Source organism: Neobacillus niacini NBRC 15566 (assembly GCF_001591505.1).
Taxonomy (GTDB): domain Bacteria; phylum Bacillota; class Bacilli; order Bacillales; family Cytobacillaceae; genus Neobacillus; species Neobacillus niacini.
Genome location: NZ_BCVA01000014.1, coordinates 71742 through 92208, shown reverse-complemented (window position 1 = coordinate 92208; position 20467 = coordinate 71742). Strand labels below are relative to the sequence as shown.

General features: G+C 37.7%; 19 protein-coding genes. 16 read left to right on the top strand and 3 right to left on the bottom strand.

Features of this window, described 5'->3' with window-relative positions:
• The first annotated feature begins 53 nt into the window (after positions 1-53).
• From BANA01_RS13255 to BANA01_RS13225, 7 genes are all read left to right on the top strand, one after another.
• Positions 54-830 carry a hypothetical protein gene (locus tag BANA01_RS13255; RefSeq protein WP_063253468.1) on the top strand — a complete coding sequence of 259 codons (777 nt, stop codon included), beginning with the start codon at positions 54-56 and terminating at the stop codon, positions 828-830.
• A 19-nt stretch (positions 831-849) separates the two neighbouring features.
• On the top strand, positions 850-1713 hold the full coding sequence (locus BANA01_RS13250; protein WP_063253467.1) for a DUF3307 domain-containing protein: 864 nt from the start codon (positions 850-852) through the stop codon (positions 1711-1713).
• A 132-nt stretch (positions 1714-1845) separates the two neighbouring features.
• Entirely contained in the window at positions 1846-2100 is a 255-nt protein-coding gene (locus BANA01_RS13245) for a FeoA family protein (protein WP_063253466.1), read from the top strand.
• Positions 2090-2785, top strand: coding sequence for a FeoB small GTPase domain-containing protein (locus BANA01_RS13240; RefSeq protein ID WP_063253465.1), 696 nt, complete (start codon positions 2090-2092; stop codon positions 2783-2785). Before BANA01_RS13245 ends, BANA01_RS13240 begins: the two co-directional genes overlap by 11 nt.
• On the top strand, positions 2782-4155 hold the full coding sequence (locus tag BANA01_RS13235; protein WP_063253464.1) for a nucleoside recognition domain-containing protein: 1374 nt from the start codon (positions 2782-2784) through the stop codon (positions 4153-4155). Before BANA01_RS13240 ends, BANA01_RS13235 begins: the two co-directional genes overlap by 4 nt.
• A 487-nt stretch (positions 4156-4642) precedes the next feature.
• Positions 4643-5167: a type 1 glutamine amidotransferase domain-containing protein gene (locus BANA01_RS13230; RefSeq protein ID WP_063253463.1), complete on the top strand. Its 525-nt coding sequence runs from the start codon at positions 4643-4645 to the stop codon at positions 5165-5167.
• 83 nt (positions 5168-5250) lie between these two features.
• The gene (locus tag BANA01_RS13225; protein ID WP_063253462.1) at positions 5251-5523 is read left to right on the top strand and encodes a DUF1292 domain-containing protein; all 273 of its coding nucleotides are present in this window, start codon (positions 5251-5253) and stop codon (positions 5521-5523) included.
• 39 nt (positions 5524-5562) lie between these two features.
• Here BANA01_RS13225 and BANA01_RS13220 read toward each other — a convergent pair whose 3' ends face one another.
• Together BANA01_RS13220 and BANA01_RS13215 are read right to left on the bottom strand one after the other, a co-directional pair.
• Positions 5563-5976, bottom strand: a complete 414-nt coding sequence (locus tag BANA01_RS13220) for a hypothetical protein (RefSeq protein WP_063253461.1) — start codon at positions 5974-5976, stop codon at positions 5563-5565.
• A 97-nt stretch (positions 5977-6073) separates the two neighbouring features.
• Positions 6074-7501 carry a sigma-54 interaction domain-containing protein gene (locus BANA01_RS13215; RefSeq protein WP_411834857.1) on the bottom strand — a complete coding sequence of 476 codons (1428 nt, stop codon included), beginning with the start codon at positions 7499-7501 and terminating at the stop codon, positions 6074-6076.
• Between the two features lie 206 nt (positions 7502-7707).
• On the opposite strand from BANA01_RS13215, the gene pruA reads away from it, so the two are divergent.
• The 9 genes from pruA (at position 7708) to BANA01_RS13170 (ending at position 19032) form a co-directional block, all read left to right on the top strand.
• Positions 7708-9252, top strand: a complete 1545-nt coding sequence (gene pruA / locus BANA01_RS13210; protein WP_063253460.1) for an L-glutamate gamma-semialdehyde dehydrogenase — start codon at positions 7708-7710, stop codon at positions 9250-9252.
• 12 nt (positions 9253-9264) lie between these two features.
• The gene (locus BANA01_RS13205; protein WP_063253459.1) at positions 9265-10467 is read left to right on the top strand and encodes an ornithine--oxo-acid transaminase; all 1203 of its coding nucleotides are present in this window, start codon (positions 9265-9267) and stop codon (positions 10465-10467) included.
• Between the two features lie 68 nt (positions 10468-10535).
• Entirely contained in the window at positions 10536-11801 is a 1266-nt protein-coding gene (locus BANA01_RS13200) for a Glu/Leu/Phe/Val family dehydrogenase (protein WP_305802734.1), read from the top strand.
• Between the two features lie 211 nt (positions 11802-12012).
• The gene (locus tag BANA01_RS13195; RefSeq protein ID WP_063253457.1) at positions 12013-12735 is read left to right on the top strand and encodes an amino acid ABC transporter ATP-binding protein; all 723 of its coding nucleotides are present in this window, start codon (positions 12013-12015) and stop codon (positions 12733-12735) included.
• A gap of 22 nt (positions 12736-12757) precedes the next feature.
• The gene (locus BANA01_RS13190) at positions 12758-13552 is read left to right on the top strand and encodes a transporter substrate-binding domain-containing protein (RefSeq protein ID WP_063253456.1); all 795 of its coding nucleotides are present in this window, start codon (positions 12758-12760) and stop codon (positions 13550-13552) included.
• Between the two features lie 39 nt (positions 13553-13591).
• A complete protein-coding gene (locus BANA01_RS13185; RefSeq protein WP_063253455.1) occupies positions 13592-14284 on the top strand; it encodes an amino acid ABC transporter permease in 693 nt (230 codons plus the stop codon).
• A 163-nt stretch (positions 14285-14447) separates the two neighbouring features.
• Entirely contained in the window at positions 14448-15818 is a 1371-nt protein-coding gene (locus tag BANA01_RS13180) for a sigma-54 interaction domain-containing protein (protein WP_063253454.1), read from the top strand.
• Between the two features lie 234 nt (positions 15819-16052).
• On the top strand, positions 16053-17384 hold the full coding sequence (gene brnQ / locus BANA01_RS13175) for a branched-chain amino acid transport system II carrier protein (RefSeq protein ID WP_063253453.1): 1332 nt from the start codon (positions 16053-16055) through the stop codon (positions 17382-17384).
• A 46-nt stretch (positions 17385-17430) separates the two neighbouring features.
• Entirely contained in the window at positions 17431-19032 is a 1602-nt protein-coding gene (locus BANA01_RS13170) for an amidohydrolase (RefSeq protein WP_063253452.1), read from the top strand.
• A 49-nt stretch (positions 19033-19081) separates the two neighbouring features.
• Here the strand turns inward: BANA01_RS13170 and BANA01_RS13165 are convergent, their stop codons facing one another.
• Positions 19082-20449, bottom strand: a complete 1368-nt coding sequence (locus BANA01_RS13165; protein WP_063253451.1) for an aldehyde dehydrogenase — start codon at positions 20447-20449, stop codon at positions 19082-19084.
• Positions 20450-20467: the final 18 nt, after the last annotated feature.

Sequence of the window (20467 nt, the reverse complement as noted above, 5' to 3'; positions counted from 1 at the left end):
ATCAACTAAAATTAGACTATATAATCTAATTTTTGGAATGAAGGAGTAAGCTAATGAATCATCCTATTTCCATTTTTATACTAGATGTAAGTAACTCTTCATCCGTTGAAATGGGAGAAGAATTGACGAACTATCTAGATGAGATGGTAAACTCGATTAATGTTTGGACGAAGGAGTTCGGTCATTGCAAGGTAAAACACCGTGCGGGCGATGAGATTATTTTTGCCGGCTATGGCTATTCGACAGCATATATTATCGCTTTTTTTATCTGCAGGGTTTGGAAGTATCGTGACCATACCCCTTATTTTGGTTTGTCCTTTGGCGATAGTGATAAAAAGTTAGAAGAAGTCGATATTGAGAAGTGGATCCACCCGTTAATCAAGCAAGCAAGATATGCGAACGATTTATTAAAACAGGAGCCAGTTAGACCACTATTTAAATTTGAACTTGATCAATTTTATCAAGATATTTCACAATTTCCATATAACCAGTTTCGGAATGAGTTTGAGGTTTTAATCAATTCATTATTACGTTTACAAATGACCATGTTAGAAGAGCAAACTCCGATTCAGGAACAGGTTTTTAGCTATTACCTTATTTTGCAGCAGCAAAAAATGGTAGCAAAGCTGCTTGAAAAAACAGCACCGACCATTTCCAGTCATTATAAAAAAGGAAAATCTGAAGAAATCATAAAGGTTTTTACCGAGTTAGTCACCATTCTAGATTCACTGCAGGAAAAATCGTATAACGATAATCAAGGGAAGGTAAAAAGTGAATCATTAATGGTATCAATTCGACATCAGTTGAAATTAAATTATATTAAGAAATGATCGATAGAGAGGAGTTTCCATGCTATTATTATCCCTCGTTCTGGCCCATCTCATAGCTGACTTTTATTTGCAGACCGATAAAATGGTCGTAGATAAGATGAAAAATATTACGAAGCATATCGGCCACCATTTTCTTGTTAATATACTTGTGCTTACTGTTTTTTACCTTTTTTTATCTGAAGAAGTGAGTATTGTAACGAGTCTTATTTTTCCGTTGCTTTTTATTGTGAGCAGCCATTTTATTATCGATATCCTTAAAATCAGACTTCTCGATACCTTAAAAATAAGCAGTGAAGAGAACGTAAAAAGAGCTAGTTTCTTCACGATTGATCAGCTGTTACACCTTGGAATAATCCTACTTGCTGGACAATTCTTTTTAGGAGTTAAACTTGCAGGGATCCATGAATTTTTCCTAAACGGGAAAGAATTAGGAACCATAAACTCGGTATTATTCATTCTTATTGTTCTGATTCTTGCCACTAGTGTTAGTGGGCACATGATAAAAATTTTATTAGGCTCACTGCCAAATCAGCTTTTAACATTTGAAGGAAAATATACATTTAAAAATGAACGGCAAGAGGCTCAATATGCCATGAACCATAAGGGCAATAGAGCTTTGACAGAGGAATATAACTATACCATTTTTAGCAAACACGATCTCTCCCGGGGAAAATTAATTGGGTATATTGAGAGATTACTAGTTATATTGTTAACCTTCTACAGTGCTTATCCAGCGATTGGATTTATCGTTGCGGCAAAGTCGATTGCCCGTTTCAAACAAATGGATGACCGGAACTGGGCAGAGTATTTTCTTTTGGGGACGCTGACATCGATGTTTTTAGGAATTACACTGGGAATACTCCTAAGGGAAGTATTGACCTAAAATTTATATTTTTAGCTGCCTAAAGTAGGCAGCTAATTTTTTTTTTTCGAAAATTGACACAAGTTGTATGTTTTAGCATATAATTAAGAAAAAGTTGCACGAAGGAAAAACTTTAATAAAGGGGAAAGAGATATGAGCGAACCAAAAACAGTAAAACTTGTGGATGGTGAAAAGGGAAATTTGATTCAAATCACTTCTTTAAATCTGGACGGTGTAATGAGAAGGAGATTATTAGATTTAGGCTTTGTAACTGGGGCGATTGTCGAGGTCATTAGAAAAAGCCCTTTAGGAGATCCAATTGCTTATCGAGTTAGTCAAACGACCATTGCTTTAAGAAAAGAGGAAAGTTCTCGTATAGAAGGGGTGTTGATGACAGATGGGGAATAGTTATCGTGTGGCCTTGGCGGGAAATCCGAATACCGGAAAAAGTACTTTATTTAATGCCTTAACGGGCTTAAGACAACATACAGGGAACTGGGCTGGGAAGACTGTTTCGCTCGCACAAGGGAATGTTCAATATAAAGATAAAATGTTTAATTTGATTGATCTTCCAGGTACCTATTCGCTTTTTTCCAATTCAAGTGATGAAGAGGTAGCACGAAACTATATTGTTTTCGAGAAACCTGATGTTACTGTAGTTGTACTGGATGCAACTTCATTAGAGCGAAATTTTAATTTGGCCTTACAGGTATTGGAAATGACAAAAAATGTAATCATCTGTATTAACTTAATCGATGTGGCAGAACAACAAGGGATTTCCATTAATGAGCGGATTTTAACAAATCGATTAGGCGTTCCGGTCATTAAAATATCGGCGCGAAACAAAAAAGGGTTCCCTATGCTGCTTGATACCATCGATCGTATCGTGACCGGGGCAATCGAATGTCAACCGGTTCAAACAACCTACGCCGATGAAATTGAAGACAAAATAAAGAAAATTGAACCAAAAGTTTCTGAACTTATTGGTAATCAGATGTCCGCCCGCTGGGTTTCGTTAAGGCTGTTGGATGGTGACGAAAAACTACTGAATGAGATTAACCAGCGCTATGGACAAAAGGAGAGAGCAGAATGAGTATTCAACAGCTTTATACAGAAGCACAGCAGCTTTCAACAGCCAAGCTGAGGGATGATATTGTTCAACAGCTCTATGAACGAAGTCATCGCCTTTGTTCAGAAGGTATTAAATATACAAAGTCGAAAAGAGACACAAGGACCGAAAAGCTGGATGCGATATTTACTTCGCCGATTTTTGGATTTCCGATTATGCTTTCGATGTTGGGAGTATTGTTTTATTTGACGATTGCTGGAGCAAATATTCCGTCATCGATGTTAGCAGAGTTCTTTGGTTCGATGGAGAAATACTTAACTGCATTTTTTACTTTTATTAAAGCACCTGACTGGGTACATGGGGTTCTTGTTCTCGGTTTATACCGCGGTACAACGTGGGTTATTAGCGTCATGCTTCCTCCAATGGCAATTTTTTTTCCAACCTTTGCACTCTTAGAGAACTATGGATACCTCCCGCGTGTTGCTTTTAATATGGACCGCCTGTTTAAAAGAGTAGGTGCTCACGGTAAGCAATCCTTAACGATGGCTATGGGTTTTGGCTGCAATGCCGCTGCGGTGATTTCGACAAGGATTATCGAGTCACCTAGAGAACGAATGCTTGCGATATTGACCAATAATTTTGTGCCATGTAATGGGCGTTGGGGAACGTTAATTGTATTAGCCTCATTATTTATGGCTGCAAATTTTACAGGCGGACTTAAATCACTCGTCACAACCGGAGTGATTGTCGGGATCGTCATGTTTGGTATTATTGTTACCTTCTTTGTCTCCTGGGTCTTATCAAAGACTGCATTAAAAGGAATTCCAACACACTACACGTTAGAACTTCCGCCATACAGGAAACCTAAAATTTTTGACACTGTTGTTCGCTCATCCTTAACAAGATCCTGGTCGGTGTTAATGCGTGCGGTGAAAGTTGCAGCACCGGCGGCGATTTTAACATGGGTGTTTGCTAACATTTTTATTGGTGATACCAGTATTCTGATGTATGCAGTTGAGTTCTTAGATCCATTTGGAAAACTACTAGGTCTCGATGGTTATATTATGATGGCGTTTATTTTAGGCTTGCCAGCGAATGAAATTGTTCTTCCCATTCTGTTAATGGGGTATCTCTCAACAGGATCGTTAACAGAGGTGGATAGCTTGGTCGATTTAAAGCAAATCTTTCTCGATCATGGCTGGACGTGGCTCACAGCCCTAAACATGATGTTATTTTCACTGCTTCATTATCCGTGCGGAACAACGCTTCTAAATATTTATAAAGAAACAAAAAGTAAGAAATGGACCTTCCTGGCCTTTTTAATTCCAACGGTAATTGCGATTCTTGTTCCACTTATTATTACTCAAACTGTTAGATTTTTTGGATGGTTGTAAGGGTTTTGGTTTTCGGGTGCTTACTTATTAAGAATTGACGACGTATGAATTGGCATACGTCTTTTTTTATTTATAAAGTTTCTCTGTTGGGGGACCAGGGTATATAAATACCTGAGCCGATAAATAGACGGAAAAATTCCGCTTATTTCGTAATTATTATTAAAATAGGCTTAAATACACGGAGAGATTCCGCCAATTGGCTCGTAAAAATCGAAAATGGGTGATATTGCTTTGCGTAGACGGAATATCTCCACTTAAATCCCCCGAAACGAGGTGCATCCTGCATTTAACCGGAAAACTTCCGCTTATTATTTTACTTTACATGCTACTCAATAAGGACAAGACATCATATTAAAACAGGAGTAAGTTTTATCATAAAAATCCAAGAGAATCTCATTTTATAAAATGGAACCCTTTAAAAGTGGTGTCTTTTTTGTTGGTTTGCTTTTTCTATGTCATAATAAACAAGAAGGAGGAGGGAACCATCATGCGTTTAACAGGTAAGAAGGTAATAAGTCTTGTCCATCATGATTTTGAAGATCTTGAATTATGGTATCCTATTCTTAGATTAAGAGAAGAAGGAGCCGTTGTTCACTTAGCAGGTGAGAAGGCGGAGGATGAGTACATAGGAAAATATGGTGTGCCGGCTAAATCGGATTACGCTTTTAGTGATATTAAAGGGGAGGATTATGATGCCATCTTGGTGCCAGGAGGCTGGGCGCCAGATAAGATTCGCCGCTTTCCTGAAGTACTTTCACTGCTTCAACATTTCGAAGAAAACCAAAAGCCGATTGGACAAATCTGCCATGCTGGCTGGGTTTTAATTTCTGCAAAAATTTTGCAGGGTAAAAAGGTAACAAGTACTCCTGGTATTAAGGATGATATGGAGAATGCTGGTGCAACTTGGTATGATGAACCGGTTGTGGTTGATGGAAACTTAGTTTCAAGCAGACGCCCGCCAGATTTACCGGATTATATGCGAGAATTTATTAAAGTCATCGAGCAAAAATAAGTTATTTTTAAGGATTATTTCCAGATGTTTTAGAGATACTGATGGAATGAAATATTTATTCTAAATAAGAGGGAGAATACAACATGGCTAATATTGAAGTAGGCGAGGTTTTTACAATCAGTGATGAAACAGAGCAAGAACAGGAAGTGGAAGTACTTGCTTCAATCAATATAGAAGGTACTAATTATGTGGCAGTAGGATTCGTTGAAGATATTCAAGAAGAAACAGAAGAGGACATTGATATTTTCTTCTTAAAAGTGGACGAGGATGGAGATTTAACAGCGATCGAGAGTGATGAGGAATTTGATAAAGTTTCTGCTGCTTTTGATGAGATTATGGATGAGGAAGAAGAGTAGAGTTAAAAAAGCTGGCAGATGCCAGCTTTTTTTAAGCAATTATTCAATTACCTGGCTTCCACTAGGTATCCCATTAAGAAAAAAGAAAACTTCTAACTTTCCATCACTGGTAAAAAAGGGAACTGCAACACCTATAGTACCAGCATTAATAACCACTGGACTATCTGGATCTTTGGGATTAGAATGTATGTCCTTAATAAATTTGGTAACTTCTGCTTTACTTATTCCATTCCATTTATAGCCGCTGTCTAAGTTATTTGATTTTAATGTCTTAAACTCGTCACTTGCTAAAAATTCTGCAACAATTTTGTTCTTTTCGGCACCATCTAGAACTGTAAAGGAATTACATAAACAATCTTCCTCACCCTCGTGTGCAAAAGCTACATTTCCCGGACCAACAAACATCAAGAAAACAATCAAACTAGTAAAAAGTATTGTTAAAATCTTTTTCATTTATTTTCCTCCTTTTTATGTACTACTTATATATTCCTCTATTTCTCGACAATTTCCTGCAAATTTTATGAAAAGTTTCTGACAATTTTACCAGTTCTTATTGCTCATTCTTAATGTTTAGTTTTTTCATTCGATACTGAAGGCTTTGGCGGCTTAATCCTAGTACGTCAGCAGTTCTAGAAATGTTGTAATCATTATTTTTCCAGACATGTTCTATATAAGACTTTTCAAAGTATTCCATTTGATCCTTCAGTGACGCTATCCTATCTGTCCCTTCTTTTAAAAACATATCTACGGTGACGGAAGGAGTGTTTCTTTCTTTTACATGCAATTTACTCCGGTATTGATAGGGTAGATGCGAGTACCCAATGATTTCTTCATCATCCATCATAATGTTCATAGCCGCTTCAATCAGGTGTTCTAGTTCACGAACATTTCCATGCCAATCATACTCAGAAAATGAAGCTATCACCTCCTCTGATAAACCTTTTACATTCATTTGAAAGTGATCGTTGTACTTCTTAATAAAGAGCTGGGCAAGCAGCGGGATATCCTCTTTACGTTCTCTTAAAGGGGGAATGAAGACAGTAACGACTCCAAGACGATAATACAAGTCTTTACGCATATGATTGTTGGTTACCGCATCAATTGGATCTTCGTTAATATTTGCGATTACCCGGACATCAACGGGAGTATCCTTTGTATCCCCAACCCGTCGGATCGTTTTTTCTTGAAGTACACGAAGTAGTTTAGCCTGAAGATTTAGGTTAAGAGAATTAATCTCATCCAGTAACAACGTTCCGCCATTAGCCTGTTCAAATAATCCTGGCTGGTCGATGGCCCCGGTAAATGCACCGCGCTTTGTTCCAAATAGCAAACTTTCTATTAAGTTATCAGGCAATGCCGCACAGTTTTGAGAAATGAAAGGACCTGAAAATCGATTGCTGGCATTATGAATGCTTTGGGCAAACAGCTCTTTTCCAGTTCCCGTTTCTCCTACGATTAAGACGTAAGAAGAGGTCCGTGCTGCACGCTTTGCGCCCTCAATCACTTCCTTTATCGCTGTACTGTTTCCAGTAATACTATCAAAAGTGTATCTAGTGGAACCTTTACGTGTGATATTTCCTTTTATTAAACGTTCAAGCTTTGTGACATCATTGGCGATTTCAACTGCACCCAACAGTTCTTCGTTTTCGTAAATTGGAATGGTATTGTTGTTGGTGGTAATTTCTCGGCCTTTGTTATTAAAATAGGTTTGTTTAACGTTCTTTGTCTCTTTTTTATCTTGGAGCGCTTTTACAAGTGTACTAGATTGATCTTCTTTAAACATAAAGACATCTAGGAGATTTTTATTCATTACATCTTGGATATCCATTGATTCAATTTGGGCCATTTTATGATTATAGATAACCGTATTTCCCGAGGCATCTACTGCGTGGACCCCAACATCGACTTCGTCTAGAATCCTTTTATACATCGAGTTAAGAAACTGTAAATATTCGATGGTCATTTTTGTATTTTCCATGAGAGCAGTCCCCTTATTGTTTATGTTTCTATTAAAACAGAAAATACAAAACAGCGCAAAATAATTTTGCGCTTCAAGAAAATAAATATTTTGGCGCAAAAATATTTTGCAGTTAATAATATAAATCCCTTAGTAATATAGCATTTTATGTTTGGCACGATACTTGCATTATTATATTGTGTACAAACCACAAGGGGGATAAAAGAATGAAACCGTATACGCATGAACCATTTACTAATTTTACAGAAGAAGCAAATAAACAAGCATTTCAACAAGCTCTTTCATATGTTCAATCCCAGCTAGGAAAGGAATATCCCGTTGTGATTGGCGGGGAATCCATTACTACCGATAAAAAGATTCAATCTATTAATCCAGCAAATAAAGAAGAAGTCATCGGAAGTGTGTTCATGGCAGACCAAGAACTTGCTGAAAAGGCCATGCAAACGGCATTAACTGCATTTGAATCTTGGAAGAAGTGGAAGCCTGAACACCGTGCTAATATCCTATTCCGTGCAGCAGCGATGTTGCGCCGCCGTAAACATGAATTTTCTGCTTACCTTGTAAAAGAAGCTGGAAAGCCATGGAAGGAAGCAGACGCGGATACGGCTGAAGCAATTGATTTTATTGAATATTATGGTCGTCAAATGCTGCGTATTAAAGAAGGTTTTCCCGTTCAAAGCCGCGATGGTGAATACAATCAATATCACTACATTCCACTTGGAGTAGGGATTATTATTTCTCCATTTAACTTCCCATTGGCGATTATGGCTGGAACAACGGTTGCAGCAATTGTCTCTGGTAATACGGTGCTTTTAAAGCCTGCAAACTCAACACCAATTGTGGCTGCAAAGTTTGTAGAGCTAATGCATGAGGCTGGTCTGCCAAATGGTGTATTAAACTTTGTACCAGGCAGCGGGGCGCAGATTGGAGATTATCTTGTTGATCATCCAAAAACTCGTTTCGTATCCTTCACTGGCTCTCGTGAAGTAGGGTGCAGAATCAATGAACGAGCGGCAAAAGTTCACCCAGGACAAATTTGGATCAAACGCGTTATCGCTGAAATGGGCGGAAAGGATACAGTTGTTGTCGATAATGATGCTGACTTAGATTTGGCTGCAGCAAGTATCGTTTATTCAGCTTTTGGTTTCTCTGGTCAAAAATGTTCTGCTGGCTCTCGTACAGTTGTTCATCAGGATGTTTATGATGAAGTGCTTGAAAAAGCTGTGGCTTTAACCAAAACACTGACACTTGGTAACCCAGAAGATTTATCTAATTACATGGGTCCAGTGATTGATGAAAAATCTTTTAAGAAAATCATGAGTTATATCGAAGTGGGTAAACAAGAGGGAAGATTAATGACTGGCGGAGAAGGCGATGACTCACAGGGTTACTTTATCCAGCCAACAATCTTTGCTGATATAAATGAAAATGCGCGACTTATGCAAGAGGAGATTTTTGGACCAGTTCTGGCTTTCTCCAAAGCTCGTGATTTTGACCATATGATGAAAATCGCTAACAACACAGATTACGGTCTAACAGGAGCTTTAATTTCAAACAACCGCGAGCATATTGAACGTGCACGTGAAGAATTCCACGTAGGAAATCTATATTTTAACCGCGTGTGTACAGGTGCAATAGTTGGTTATCAGCCATTTGGAGGATTCAACATGTCAGGAACAGATTCAAAAGCAGGCGGTCCCGAGTATTTACTGCTTCACATGCAAGCTAAAACAACTTCCGAAACGCTATAAGGAGGAAATAAAATGAATACTACTACAAATAAAACAACTGAAATTATCGAAAAAACACAAAAGTTTGGTGCCAACAATTACCATCCACTGCCAATCGTGGTTTCGAAAGCAGAGGGAGTATGGGTGGAAAATCCAGAAGGAAACCGCTACATGGATATGCTGAGTGCTTATTCGGCGGTAAATCAAGGACATCGTCATCCTAAAATCATTCAAGCTTTAAAAGATCAAGCAGACAAAGTAACGTTAACTTCACGTGCCTTTCATAATGACCAGCTTGGTCCGTGGTATGAGAAAATTTGTAAATTAACCAATAAAGAAATGGCACTTCCTATGAATACAGGTGCTGAAGCGGTAGAAACAGCTATTAAAGCAGCACGCCGCTGGGGCTATGATGTAAAAGGAATCGCAGAGAATCAAGCTGAAATTATTGCTTGTACAGGTAACTTTCATGGCAGGACAATGGGTGCTGTATCTTTATCCTCTGACCCTGAATATAAGCGAGGATTTGGTCCAATGCTTCCGGGCATTAAGCTTATCCCATATGGAGATATTGAAGCATTAAAAGCAGCTATCACTTCTAATACAGCAGCATTCTTAATTGAACCAATTCAAGGTGAAGCAGGAATTATTCTGCCGCCTGAAGGATTCTTAAAAGCAGCAGCTGATCTTTGTAAAGAAAACAATGTATTATTTATTGCCGATGAAATTCAAGTTGGTTTAGCACGTACAGGAAAAATGTTCGCTACGGAATGGGAAGAAGTGAACCCAGACATGTTAATTTTAGGAAAAGCATTAGGCGGCGGAGTATTCCCTATTTCATGTGTGGTTGCAAACTCAGATGTATTAGGTGTATTTAACCCAGGTTCACATGGTTCCACTTTCGGAGGAAATCCCCTTGCTTGTGCGGTGTCAATTGCAGCCCTACAAGTAATTGAGGAAGAAAAATTAGCAGAACGATCACTTGAATTAGGACAGTATTTCTTAGAACAATTAAAAACAATCAATAATCCTGTAATTAAAGATATAAGAGGCAGAGGTTTATTTATTGGTGTGGAACTTACGGAAGAAGCAAGACCTTACTGTGAGCAATTAAAGGAAGAGGGGTTATTATGTAAAGAAACACATGATACCGTTATTCGTTTTGCTCCACCGCTGGTAATCACTAAGGAAGAAATCGATTGGGCATTTGAGAAGATTACGAAAGTTTTTGCTTAAATAGTAATTTCATATTCCACTAAACTAAGAGGTGTCTAGCCATGTCTGTTAAGACAGTGATAAATGAAATGTCAAAAGAATCGCAAAAGGAAAAAGAATCTTTAAACTTATACTATGCAACACAAACCGTTATACAGGAAGCGCTAACTAAGTTAGGCTATAATACCCAAATGTACGAGCTCTTAAAAGAACCTATTCGTTTATTAACGGTGCGGATTCCAGTACGCATGGATGATGGTACGGTAAAAGTTTTTACCGGGTACCGTTCACAGCATAACGATGCAGTTGGTCCAACAAAGGGCGGTGTTCGCTTCCATCCAGATGTAGATGAAGCCGAGGTAAAAGCCTTATCGATATGGATGAGTTTAAAGTGTGGAATTACGAACCTTCCTTATGGCGGTGGAAAAGGCGGTATTATCTGTGACCCAAGAAAAATGTCTTTCAGAGAACTAGAGAGATTAAGCCGCGGCTATGTTCGTGCTATTAGTCAGATTGTTGGGCCAACAAAAGATATCCCTGCTCCGGATGTTTATACCAACTCACAGATTATGGCTTGGATGATGGATGAGTACAGCCGTTTGCGTGAGTTTGACTCGCCAGGATTCATCACTGGAAAACCTCTTGTATTAGGCGGATCACATGGACGTGAAACAGCAACGGCACGTGGTGTTACCATTTGTATTAATGAAGCTGTTAAAAAAATAGGAAAAGAGCTATTAGGTGCTCGTGTGGTGATCCAAGGTTTTGGAAACGCAGGCAGCTACCTAGCTAAATTTATGCATGACGCGGGTGCGAAAGTAGTTGCTGTTTCCGATGTATATGGCGGAGTTTATGATCCTGATGGACTGGATATCAATTATTTACTTGATAGAAGAGATAGCTTCGGTACATTTTCACAGCTTTTTAATGATACAATCAGCAATAAAGAATTACTTGAATTAGACTGTGATATCTTAGTACCTGCAGCGATCTCGAACCAAATTACCGAAGAGAATGCTGCTAATATTAAAGCAAGTATAGTCGTAGAAGCGGCAAACGGACCAACGACTCTTGAAGCTACAAAAATCTTAACAGAACGTGAAATCCTTCTTGTCCCTGATATTCTTGCGAGTGCAGGCGGTGTAACCGTTTCTTACTTTGAGTGGGTGCAAAACAATCAAGGTTACTATTGGACTGAAGAAGAAGTAATGGAAAAGCTTGAGAAGGTAATGGTTAGTTCTTTTGACACCATTTATCAATTGGCCCAGAACCATCAAGTTGATATGCGTTTAGCGGCTTATATGATTGGAATTAAAAAAGTTGCAGAAGCCTCTCAATTCAGAGGATGGGTTTAATAGGTACACTATAAAAAGTACTCTTTCCTTATTGAAGGAAGGGGTATTTTTTTTGAACTAGTAAAAATTATTTTACCGGAAGTAAAATAATTTTTACTAGTTTTTTAAATGAGGCAAATCATACGTTGATAATCAATAGGGTTCTGAAGATTTTGAAAATTGGCATAAGAATTGCACTACTATAATTGAAGAAATAGAGGGGAGTAGGAAGATGATAGAACTAAAAAAAGTGGTTAAATCCTTTGGAGGGTTAACCGTTTTAAAAGGAGTAGATTTAACGGTTAGTGAGAAAGAAGTGGTGGTTTTAATTGGGGCAAGCGGCTCAGGGAAAAGTACTTTGCTTCGGTGCATTAATTTTTTAGAAATATTAGACCAAGGGGAAGTTCAAATTAATGGGGAACAAATTAACCCAGCTAAAACAGACTTAAATAAAATACGTGAAGAGGTTGGAATGGTATTTCAACACTTCAATTTGTTCCCTCATAATACGGTTCTAGAAAATATCATAGAAGCACCCGTCTATGTAAAAAAGATGAAAAGTGATGAAGCAAAGGAGTATGCCAATATATTACTCGAAAAAGTAGGATTAAGAGATAAGGCGGATAACTATCCTGATAGTTTGTCTGGAGGACAAAAGCAAAGGGTAGCGATTGCTCGGGCTCTCGCCATGGAGCCTAAGATTATGTTATTTGACGAACCTACATCAGCACTCGACCCTGAATTAGTGGGTGAAGTCCTTCAGGTAATGAAGCAGCTGGCCAATGATGGTATGACAATGGTTGTTGTTACACATGAGATGGGTTTTGCACGGGAAGTGGCAGACCGAGTTGCCTTCATGCATGACGGGCAGATATTAGAGCAAGAGCATCCTAAGAATTTCTTTGATAATCCACAGAATGATCGAACAAAACAGTTTTTAAGTAGAATCTTATAAAAATAAACTTGGGGGTATTTACATGAAACAGAAAACGATGAACCGTTATTTAGCAGCCGTTTTATTAGTTATCATCGCTCTTGCCGGTTGCAGTTCTAAAAAAGAAGAAGCAACCAGCGAACCAAAACAAGAAGAGTTTGTTTATGCGATGAGTGGCTTATTTAAGCCTTTCAATTATAAAGAAGATGATAAACTTACAGGTTTTGACGTGGAAATTGGTGAAGCCTTAGCAGAAAAAATGGACATGAAACCAAATGCTATTACATTTCCATTCGAGACAATCATTCAAGGGTTAAGAGATGAAAAGTTTGACGCAATACTTGGAAGTATGACGGTAACGGAAGAACGTCAAAAGGCTGTTGATTTTACAAATCCATACTACAAATCAGGTTCACGTATCTTTGTTAACACTGATAATACTGAAATTAAGTCGAAAGAGGATTTAAAGGGTAAAAAAATTGGGGTAACTCCTGCAACGATTTATGAAAAGCTAGCAAAAGAATTAACAGAAGAAGCTAATGTCATGGCTTATTCCCAAGGAGATATGACTGCATTAATGGATTTAGCTACTGGTCGGGTTGACGCCGTAATCGTTGACGATATTTTTGGAAAAGTAGCGGTTACGCAAGGAAACTTAAAAATTAAACCGATAGATAAACTGCTGCAAGTCGATAATCAAGCCATTGCGATAAACAAAAAAGACAAAGAATTAACAGTAAAAATAAACAAGGCATTAGAAGAAATTATTGCCGACGGAACCTACGCAGAAATCAGTAAAAAATGGTTTGGTTATGATCTAATGGAAACTGAAAATTAAAAATGACCTGCTTAAATTTTTCGACTGGATGTGGTTCAGATGCTAGAAATCTTTCAATCAAACTATAATGCATTATTTGAAGCATTATTAATTACAATAAAGGTGACGATTAGTTCACTTTTATTAGGAAGTATCATTGGTCTTGTATTTGCATTTTTTAGTATTTCCCATATTAAACTCTTAAACTATATCGCACAAGGATATCTCATTCTTGTGCGAGGAACACCTATGATTGTACAAATTTGCATACTTTATTTTGGGATCTCCTCGATTGTAACACTTCCCCAATTTTGGGCAGGAGTCATTGCTTTAGCAGTGCACAATGGAGCGTATATCTCTGAAATTTTCCGTGGGTCTATACAATCGATTGATAAAGGGCAAATGGAAGCAGCACGTTCACTAGGTATGAACTACAAACTGGCATTGAGAAGAATTATCCTCCCACAGGCATTCAAAAGAGCCATTCCTGCACTTGGAAATCAATTTATACTATTGCTAAAAGAATCAGCACTTGTAGCATATATTGGAATGACTGATTTGTGGGGAGCAACCATGTCCATCGCGGGTTCTAACTTCCGCCCGCTAGAAACGTATATTGTGACAGGACTATTTTATTTAGTTCTAGTAGGATTATTTACATTTATCTTTAGTAAACTAGAAAAAAGATACGATCCAGAAAAATCAGTAAAACGCAGTATTAAAAATAGTAAAGGGATTACGGTAGAAAGGTAACAATACAAGTGGTAGATTTCTAAAATGGAATCTGCCGCTTTTTAATTCCATTTTCTTTTTGTTCATTTTACTTTATACTAATATAATTAAATAGAGTGAAAGTTTTAACTAATTAAAATAATTATTTACGTTGAATATTATGTCATAAAAGGAGGCTTCACTTTTGAATATAAATATAGAAAATTTTAAGCAATTAACGGATTTTGACAATATTTTAGTTTGTGACGAACATGGTGTCATCATTTTTTACGATGTTGTCGATCTTAATGTCCTTAAACAAATTGGTCTTAGACCTGAAGATTTTATGGGAAAGCATATTACGACATTTTATAAAAACTTAACCAATGAAAATAGTACGATCATGAGGGTGATAAAAAAAGGAGTTGCCGTAACCAATGAGAAACAAGAGCTCATTACGAACCATGGCAACGTCTTACTGACTGTTAATTCCACTTATCCGATTATCGAGAATGATCGAATAGTAGGAGCGATAGAATTCTCCAAACACTTTTACACAAAGGAAAACATTCAATCACTGGATAAATTGGCACATCATAAGGTATACCGGAGAAATAATACCTACTATACCATCGACGATATCATTAGCATTAACCCTAAAATGGAAATCATAAAAAATAGAATACAAAAAATTTCTAGAACAAACTCCACGGTCTTAATTTACGGAAAAACAGGGACAGGAAAAGAAATGATTGCGCAGTCTATACACAATTTAAGTGATCGTTATGGAGGACCTTTTTTATCCGTAAACTGTGGTGCCATTCCGCCAAATTTATTAGAAAGCACGTTATTTGGTACGGTGAAAGGTAGTTTTACGGGTTCCACTGATATGCCGGGTTTATTTGAACAAGCTGAGGGAGGCACTTTGTTTTTAGATGAAGTAAATTCTTTGGATATTTATCTTCAAGTAAAACTTTTAAAAGCAATAGAAGAAAAAACGATAAGAAGAATAGGCGGCAATCGAAACATCCCTTTAAATATTAGGGTGATATCAGCAACAAATGAAGATCCAGATACATTAGTTTCGGAGAAACGTTTAAGAGAAGATCTCTATTACCGCCTTGGTGTTGTCCAAATCGATCTACCACCGTTAATTGAAAGAAAAGAAGATATTGAAAGTTTACTAACTTACTATATTGATTTTTACAATAACAATATGAATATTGTAGTTGAAGGTGTCGAGGATGATGTTTTGGAATGTTTTAAGCGTTACAGTTGGCCAGGAAATATACGAGAGCTTAAGAATGCAGTTGAAACAGCTTTTAACCATACATCCTTACAGCGCATTACAATGGAGGATATTCCGAAGAGAATGAGAGAATTTAACCAATCCCTTCCGGTAAAAAGTAACGAACATGGTTCACAGTCACTAAAAGAAGCAGTTGAACAATACGAGAAGGAAATGATTAGTAAAGAATTAACCAATATGAATGGAAAAATCACAGAGGCTGCGAAAAGGCTGGGGATATCTAAACAATTATTAAAATATAAAATAGACAAGTACCAATTAAGTTAAATAAACAAAGTAAAAAAAATTTTACAAAAGGTAAAATTTTTTTTTTACTTTCGAGGTGTTAAATTAACAAAATCCCTTAAGAAAACAGTTGATTTCACTATAAGTTAAACTGGTATGAAACTTGCATAGTTTATATTATAGGAATAATGAATATATTCGATAAACTCATTAGTGAGGAGAGGATTTTAAAAATTAGTTCTACTAAATACTATGTTACTAAAGGGGAGGAAAAAGATGAAAACAAACAACATCATAAGAGATAGTATTATTTTTGGTTTTGCCTTTTTTGCTGTATTTTTTGGGGCTGGGAATCTAATATTCCCACCATCAATTGGATTTGCTTCAGGTTCCGAATGGTCGATTGCTTTAGTTGGTTTTGTTCTTACTGGTATTGTCCTTCCATTATTAGCTCTAATTGCAGTATTAAATGCAGGGGGAAAATTCGAACGTTTAACAAACCCAATCAGTCCATGGTTTCACAAGGCATTTAACCTTATTTGTATGGTTTTTATTGCGATGCTGGTTACGGTACCGCGAACGGCCGCTACCACACATGAAATAGGTGTACATACACTATTTCCTGATTTCCCGGTGTCAGGTACGATGATTATTTTCTTTGGACTTAATTATTATTTTGCAATGGATAAATCAAATCTATTAGATAAAGTAGGGAGGTTCTTAACTCCGGCATTATTCGCTATTCTCCTTTTTATTGTATTGAAGGGCACCTTTGACCCAGTAGGGGAACCGATTCAAACCAATCTTGAAAACTCTTTTAGTCATGCTTTTATAGGAGCTTATCAAACTGGCGATGTTTTTACTGGACTATTATGTGCTTCCGTTTTTATGGCAGCCATAGTTGATAAAGGGTACACCAAATCTACTGATATGCGAAAAATTGTTATTAACGGAACAGTTATTGCTGGAATCGGTCTGTTAATCGTATATGGTGGTTTACTGTACTTAGGAGCAGAAGGCAGCGGTTTGTTTCCAAAAGACATTGAGAGTACGGCTTTACTAACTAGTCTTATCAATCAATTACTGGGTAATTACGGTACGGTTTCTTTAGCTGTTGCCGTTTCATTAGCCTGTTTGACAACAGCCATTGGTATTACAGCCGCCATAGCTGATTTCCTCAGCCAATTAACGAAAAATAAAATAAGTTACAAAACTTGGGTGATTTTAATATGTATTTCAGGCGTCTCTGTCGGATTACTAGGTGTTGAGAATATTATTAATTTCTCCCTTCCATTATTTTTAGGGTTATATCCTATTTCTATTTTATTAGTCTTTTTAGGGATCTTTCGTAAATATATTCCGAATGCAGGTGCGTACAAAGGTTCTATTATCTTAACGTTATTAATTAGTCTATTTGAAACGTTAGGAGCCTTTGGTATGAATGTTTCATTTGCAAATGAGTGGATTTCAAGGATTCCATTAAGTGGAGTTGGATTTGCCTGGCTGCTGCCAGCCATTATTGGATTTATTGTCGGCGCAGTTATTAATAACTTGGTATCAAAAAATGATAAGTATGGAATGGATATAAATCCTGTAAACCATGACTAATTATACAAAGGATTGTAACGCACAACGAGAGGAGAAATATAATCTAATGAAAACTTTTATTAATGGGAAAATCTTTACTTCGAATCCAGATCAACCAATCGTAAGTGCCATGGTGATACGAGAAGGCAAGATTGTTTGGACAGGTGATCAGTCGGAACTGGTGAATATTGATGGAGAAAGTATTGACCTTAACGGAAGACGTGCACTTCCCGGACTCATTGATGCCCACTTACATCCGTTGTATTTGGCAAGTGCCGCCAAGCAAATTGCCTGTATGGCTCCAAATGTTCATTCAATTATAGAGTTAAAGGAAAAGATAAGAAATCTAAGGGCTGCACAAAGCCCTGATTTATGGATCGAAGGATGGGGCTATGATGAAGGTAAATTGTTGGAGGGGCGTTCACCAACACGTTGGGATTTAGATGAAGCTGCAGCGGATGTACCGGTGATTATTACTCGTACCTGTGGTCATATCGTTGCTGTTAACAGCAAGGTGTTAGAATTAGCAAGGATAACGAAGGATACCCCAGACCCGCAAGGCGGAAAGATTGACCGTGATGAAAATGGTGAACCAACGGGGGTATTGCGTGAAAATGCGAAAGACCTCCTCGCTACTATTATCCCGTCAAAAACACTTAAAGAAGATGCAGAATTGTTAGCTGAGCTAAGTCCACTTTTACTATCAAAAGGAATCACTGCGATCTCAGAGCTTATTGGTAAGGCAGAGCCCACGGATTACTATGAGATGTATAATCTAGCAGCAGAAAAAGGATTAAAACAACGTACGGTTATTAACTATAAATGGGAAGATTTAAAAGGGAAAAGCTTTTTAACAAGTGAAAAAACGAATAAACAGCGTCAAATATACATCGGAGGCATTAAATTATTTGCAGATGGAAGTGTTTCGGGCCAAACCGCATGGGTGAACCCTCCGTTTTTAGGGGATCAAGTTAATTTCGGTATTCAAATGACAACTAAGGAAGAATTATTAGCCGCAAAAGAAGCTGCAGTAGAACATAATGTGCAATTGGTTGTCCATGCGATGGGTGAGCAGGCGATTGATTTAATTATTGATACTTTCTATGGCACAGAAGGCTGGTTAAAGGATACACCATCTATCCGAATTGAACATGCTGCAATGCCGACACCACGGGCACTTAAAAGAGCTGCCGAAACAGGAATTGCCTTTGTTACCCAGCCCATTTTTCTTTTTGCCGAAATTGAAAGTTATTTAAAAAACTTAGGAAGAGGGCGGACTAAATTAACGTATCCTGTCCGATCCATGTTAGAAGCTGGAGTGAAGGTAGCCTTTTCATCTGATGCACCAGCAACCGCATGGGCTGATCCTGTAAATCCATTCGTTGGTATAAAATCTGCTGTAACTCGTAAAGCTTATGATGGAACTGATACAGGTCAAGACCAAAAAGTAGATATTAAAACTGCAATTACATTATACACAAAAGCAGCGCAAGAGATATCTGGAATTCCCAATATTGGACAAATAGCCCCTGGTTATCAAGCAGACTTTATCGTTCTGGACCAAGATATTCTTGAAGTGGATCCGGAAAAGATTGATGAAATAAATGTCTTAGAAACTTATATTGGTGGAGAATTGGTTTACCAACTTGATAGAGTACCCATTAAATAATGATATTAAAAGCCTTGCAGTCACTATCTGCAAGGCTTTTACACGCTATTCATTTAATAAAGCGTTTAATTTGCTTTAGTGCGTCTTTTCGGTTTGGATACCGAAAAGGTAAATCAAAGGTGGTCGTCTGCTTTAAAATACTCTTTTGGTGGGAGAAGACATCGAAACTGCCTCGGCCATGGTAAGCACCAATTCCACTTTCACCAACACCGCCAAATGGAAGGTATGGTGAACTGAGGTGCATGACGGTATCGTTTATACAGCCGCCTCCGAAAGAGATAGAATCCAAAATACTATCTTGGAACTTTTTGCTTTCTGAGAAAATATAAAGAGCTAATGGTTTAGGGTGTTCGTTAATTTTTTGAATCACGTTTGTTTCATGATCATATTCAAGAACAGGGAGAACGGGTCCAAAAATTTCCTCCTGCATTACTGGGTCGTCCCACGTGACACCGTCAAGCACGGTCGGCTCAATTGTAAGAGTATCCTTTGAATAATTGCCGCCATGAAGGATTTTCCCGCCCGAAAACAGGCCGGTCACACGATTAAAATGACGTTCACTTACGATTCTTGTAAATTCCCCTTTTTTAACGATATCCTCATATAATTCATTGATACTTTCTTTGAATGTCTTTATAAATTCTTCCTTTATGTCTTTGTGGACATATAAATAGTCAGGTGCCACACATGTCTGACCAGCATTAATAAACTTGCCCCAGGCAATCCGTTTCGCTGCTAATTTAATATTTGCGTCATGATGAACGATACAAGGACTTTTTCCTCCTAGTTCAAGAGTAACAGGGGTTAAGTGCTTTGCGGCTGCTTCCATAATGACCTTCCCAACGGAAACACTTCCGGTAAAAAAGATATAGTCAAATTTTTCTTTTAATAACAGCTGAGTGGTTTCGGCATCACCTTGAACAACTGAAACGTACTCTTCAGGAAATGTCTTATTGATCAGCTGGGCCATTAGGTTTGATGTTTCAGGTGTTAGTTCAGAGGGTTTAAGGACAGCACAATTTCCCGCAGCAATCGCACCAATGAGAGGAGCTATGGCTAATTGCAAAGGATAATTCCAGGGAGAAATAATCAAAGCAATTCCATATGGTTCAGAATAAATATAGCCCTTAGATCCTATTTGAGTCATTGCTGTCTTTACTTTTCTTGGCTGTGTCCAATCTCTTATATGTTTAAGCGTAAAGCGGATCTCCTCAAGCAATATTCCCATTTCGCTAATATAAGAGTCGAAGTCACTTCTATTCAAATCCTTTTTAAGTGCTGTCATAATCTCTGTCTCGTGTGAGCGAATCATGTCCCCTAAGGTTGTTAATGCTTCTATTCGATAGGATACATCTTTTGTTTTTCCGGTTTGAAAGAAATCACGCTGCATTTTTAATAAATGACTAAACCCTTCCATAGGACACCTCCTCATAGA

Coding starts and splice junctions, on each gene's coding strand:
- BANA01_RS13225 (WP_063253462.1), top strand. CDS start 5,251: ATGGCTAATATTGAAGTAGGCGAGGTTTTTACAATCAGTGATGAAACA.
- BANA01_RS13185 (WP_063253455.1), top strand. CDS start 13,592: ATGCTAGAAATCTTTCAATCAAACTATAATGCATTATTTGAAGCATTA.
- BANA01_RS13190 (WP_063253456.1), top strand. CDS start 12,758: ATGAAACAGAAAACGATGAACCGTTATTTAGCAGCCGTTTTATTAGTT.
- BANA01_RS13235 (WP_063253464.1), top strand. CDS start 2,782: ATGAGTATTCAACAGCTTTATACAGAAGCACAGCAGCTTTCAACAGCC.
- BANA01_RS13165 (WP_063253451.1), bottom strand. CDS start 20,449: ATGGAAGGGTTTAGTCATTTATTAAAAATGCAGCGTGATTTCTTTCAA.
- BANA01_RS13215 (WP_411834857.1), bottom strand. CDS start 7,501: ATGGAAAATACAAAAATGACCATCGAATATTTACAGTTTCTTAACTCG.
- BANA01_RS13170 (WP_063253452.1), top strand. CDS start 17,431: ATGAAAACTTTTATTAATGGGAAAATCTTTACTTCGAATCCAGATCAA.
- BANA01_RS13255 (WP_063253468.1), top strand. CDS start 54: ATGAATCATCCTATTTCCATTTTTATACTAGATGTAAGTAACTCTTCA.
- BANA01_RS13250 (WP_063253467.1), top strand. CDS start 850: ATGCTATTATTATCCCTCGTTCTGGCCCATCTCATAGCTGACTTTTAT.
- BANA01_RS13205 (WP_063253459.1), top strand. CDS start 9,265: ATGAATACTACTACAAATAAAACAACTGAAATTATCGAAAAAACACAA.
- BANA01_RS13240 (WP_063253465.1), top strand. CDS start 2,090: ATGGGGAATAGTTATCGTGTGGCCTTGGCGGGAAATCCGAATACCGGA.
- BANA01_RS13245 (WP_063253466.1), top strand. CDS start 1,846: ATGAGCGAACCAAAAACAGTAAAACTTGTGGATGGTGAAAAGGGAAAT.
- brnQ (WP_063253453.1), top strand. CDS start 16,053: ATGAAAACAAACAACATCATAAGAGATAGTATTATTTTTGGTTTTGCC.
- BANA01_RS13195 (WP_063253457.1), top strand. CDS start 12,013: ATGATAGAACTAAAAAAAGTGGTTAAATCCTTTGGAGGGTTAACCGTT.
- BANA01_RS13220 (WP_063253461.1), bottom strand. CDS start 5,976: ATGAAAAAGATTTTAACAATACTTTTTACTAGTTTGATTGTTTTCTTG.
- BANA01_RS13230 (WP_063253463.1), top strand. CDS start 4,643: ATGCGTTTAACAGGTAAGAAGGTAATAAGTCTTGTCCATCATGATTTT.
- pruA (WP_063253460.1), top strand. CDS start 7,708: ATGAAACCGTATACGCATGAACCATTTACTAATTTTACAGAAGAAGCA.
- BANA01_RS13200 (WP_305802734.1), top strand. CDS start 10,536: ATGTCAAAAGAATCGCAAAAGGAAAAAGAATCTTTAAACTTATACTAT.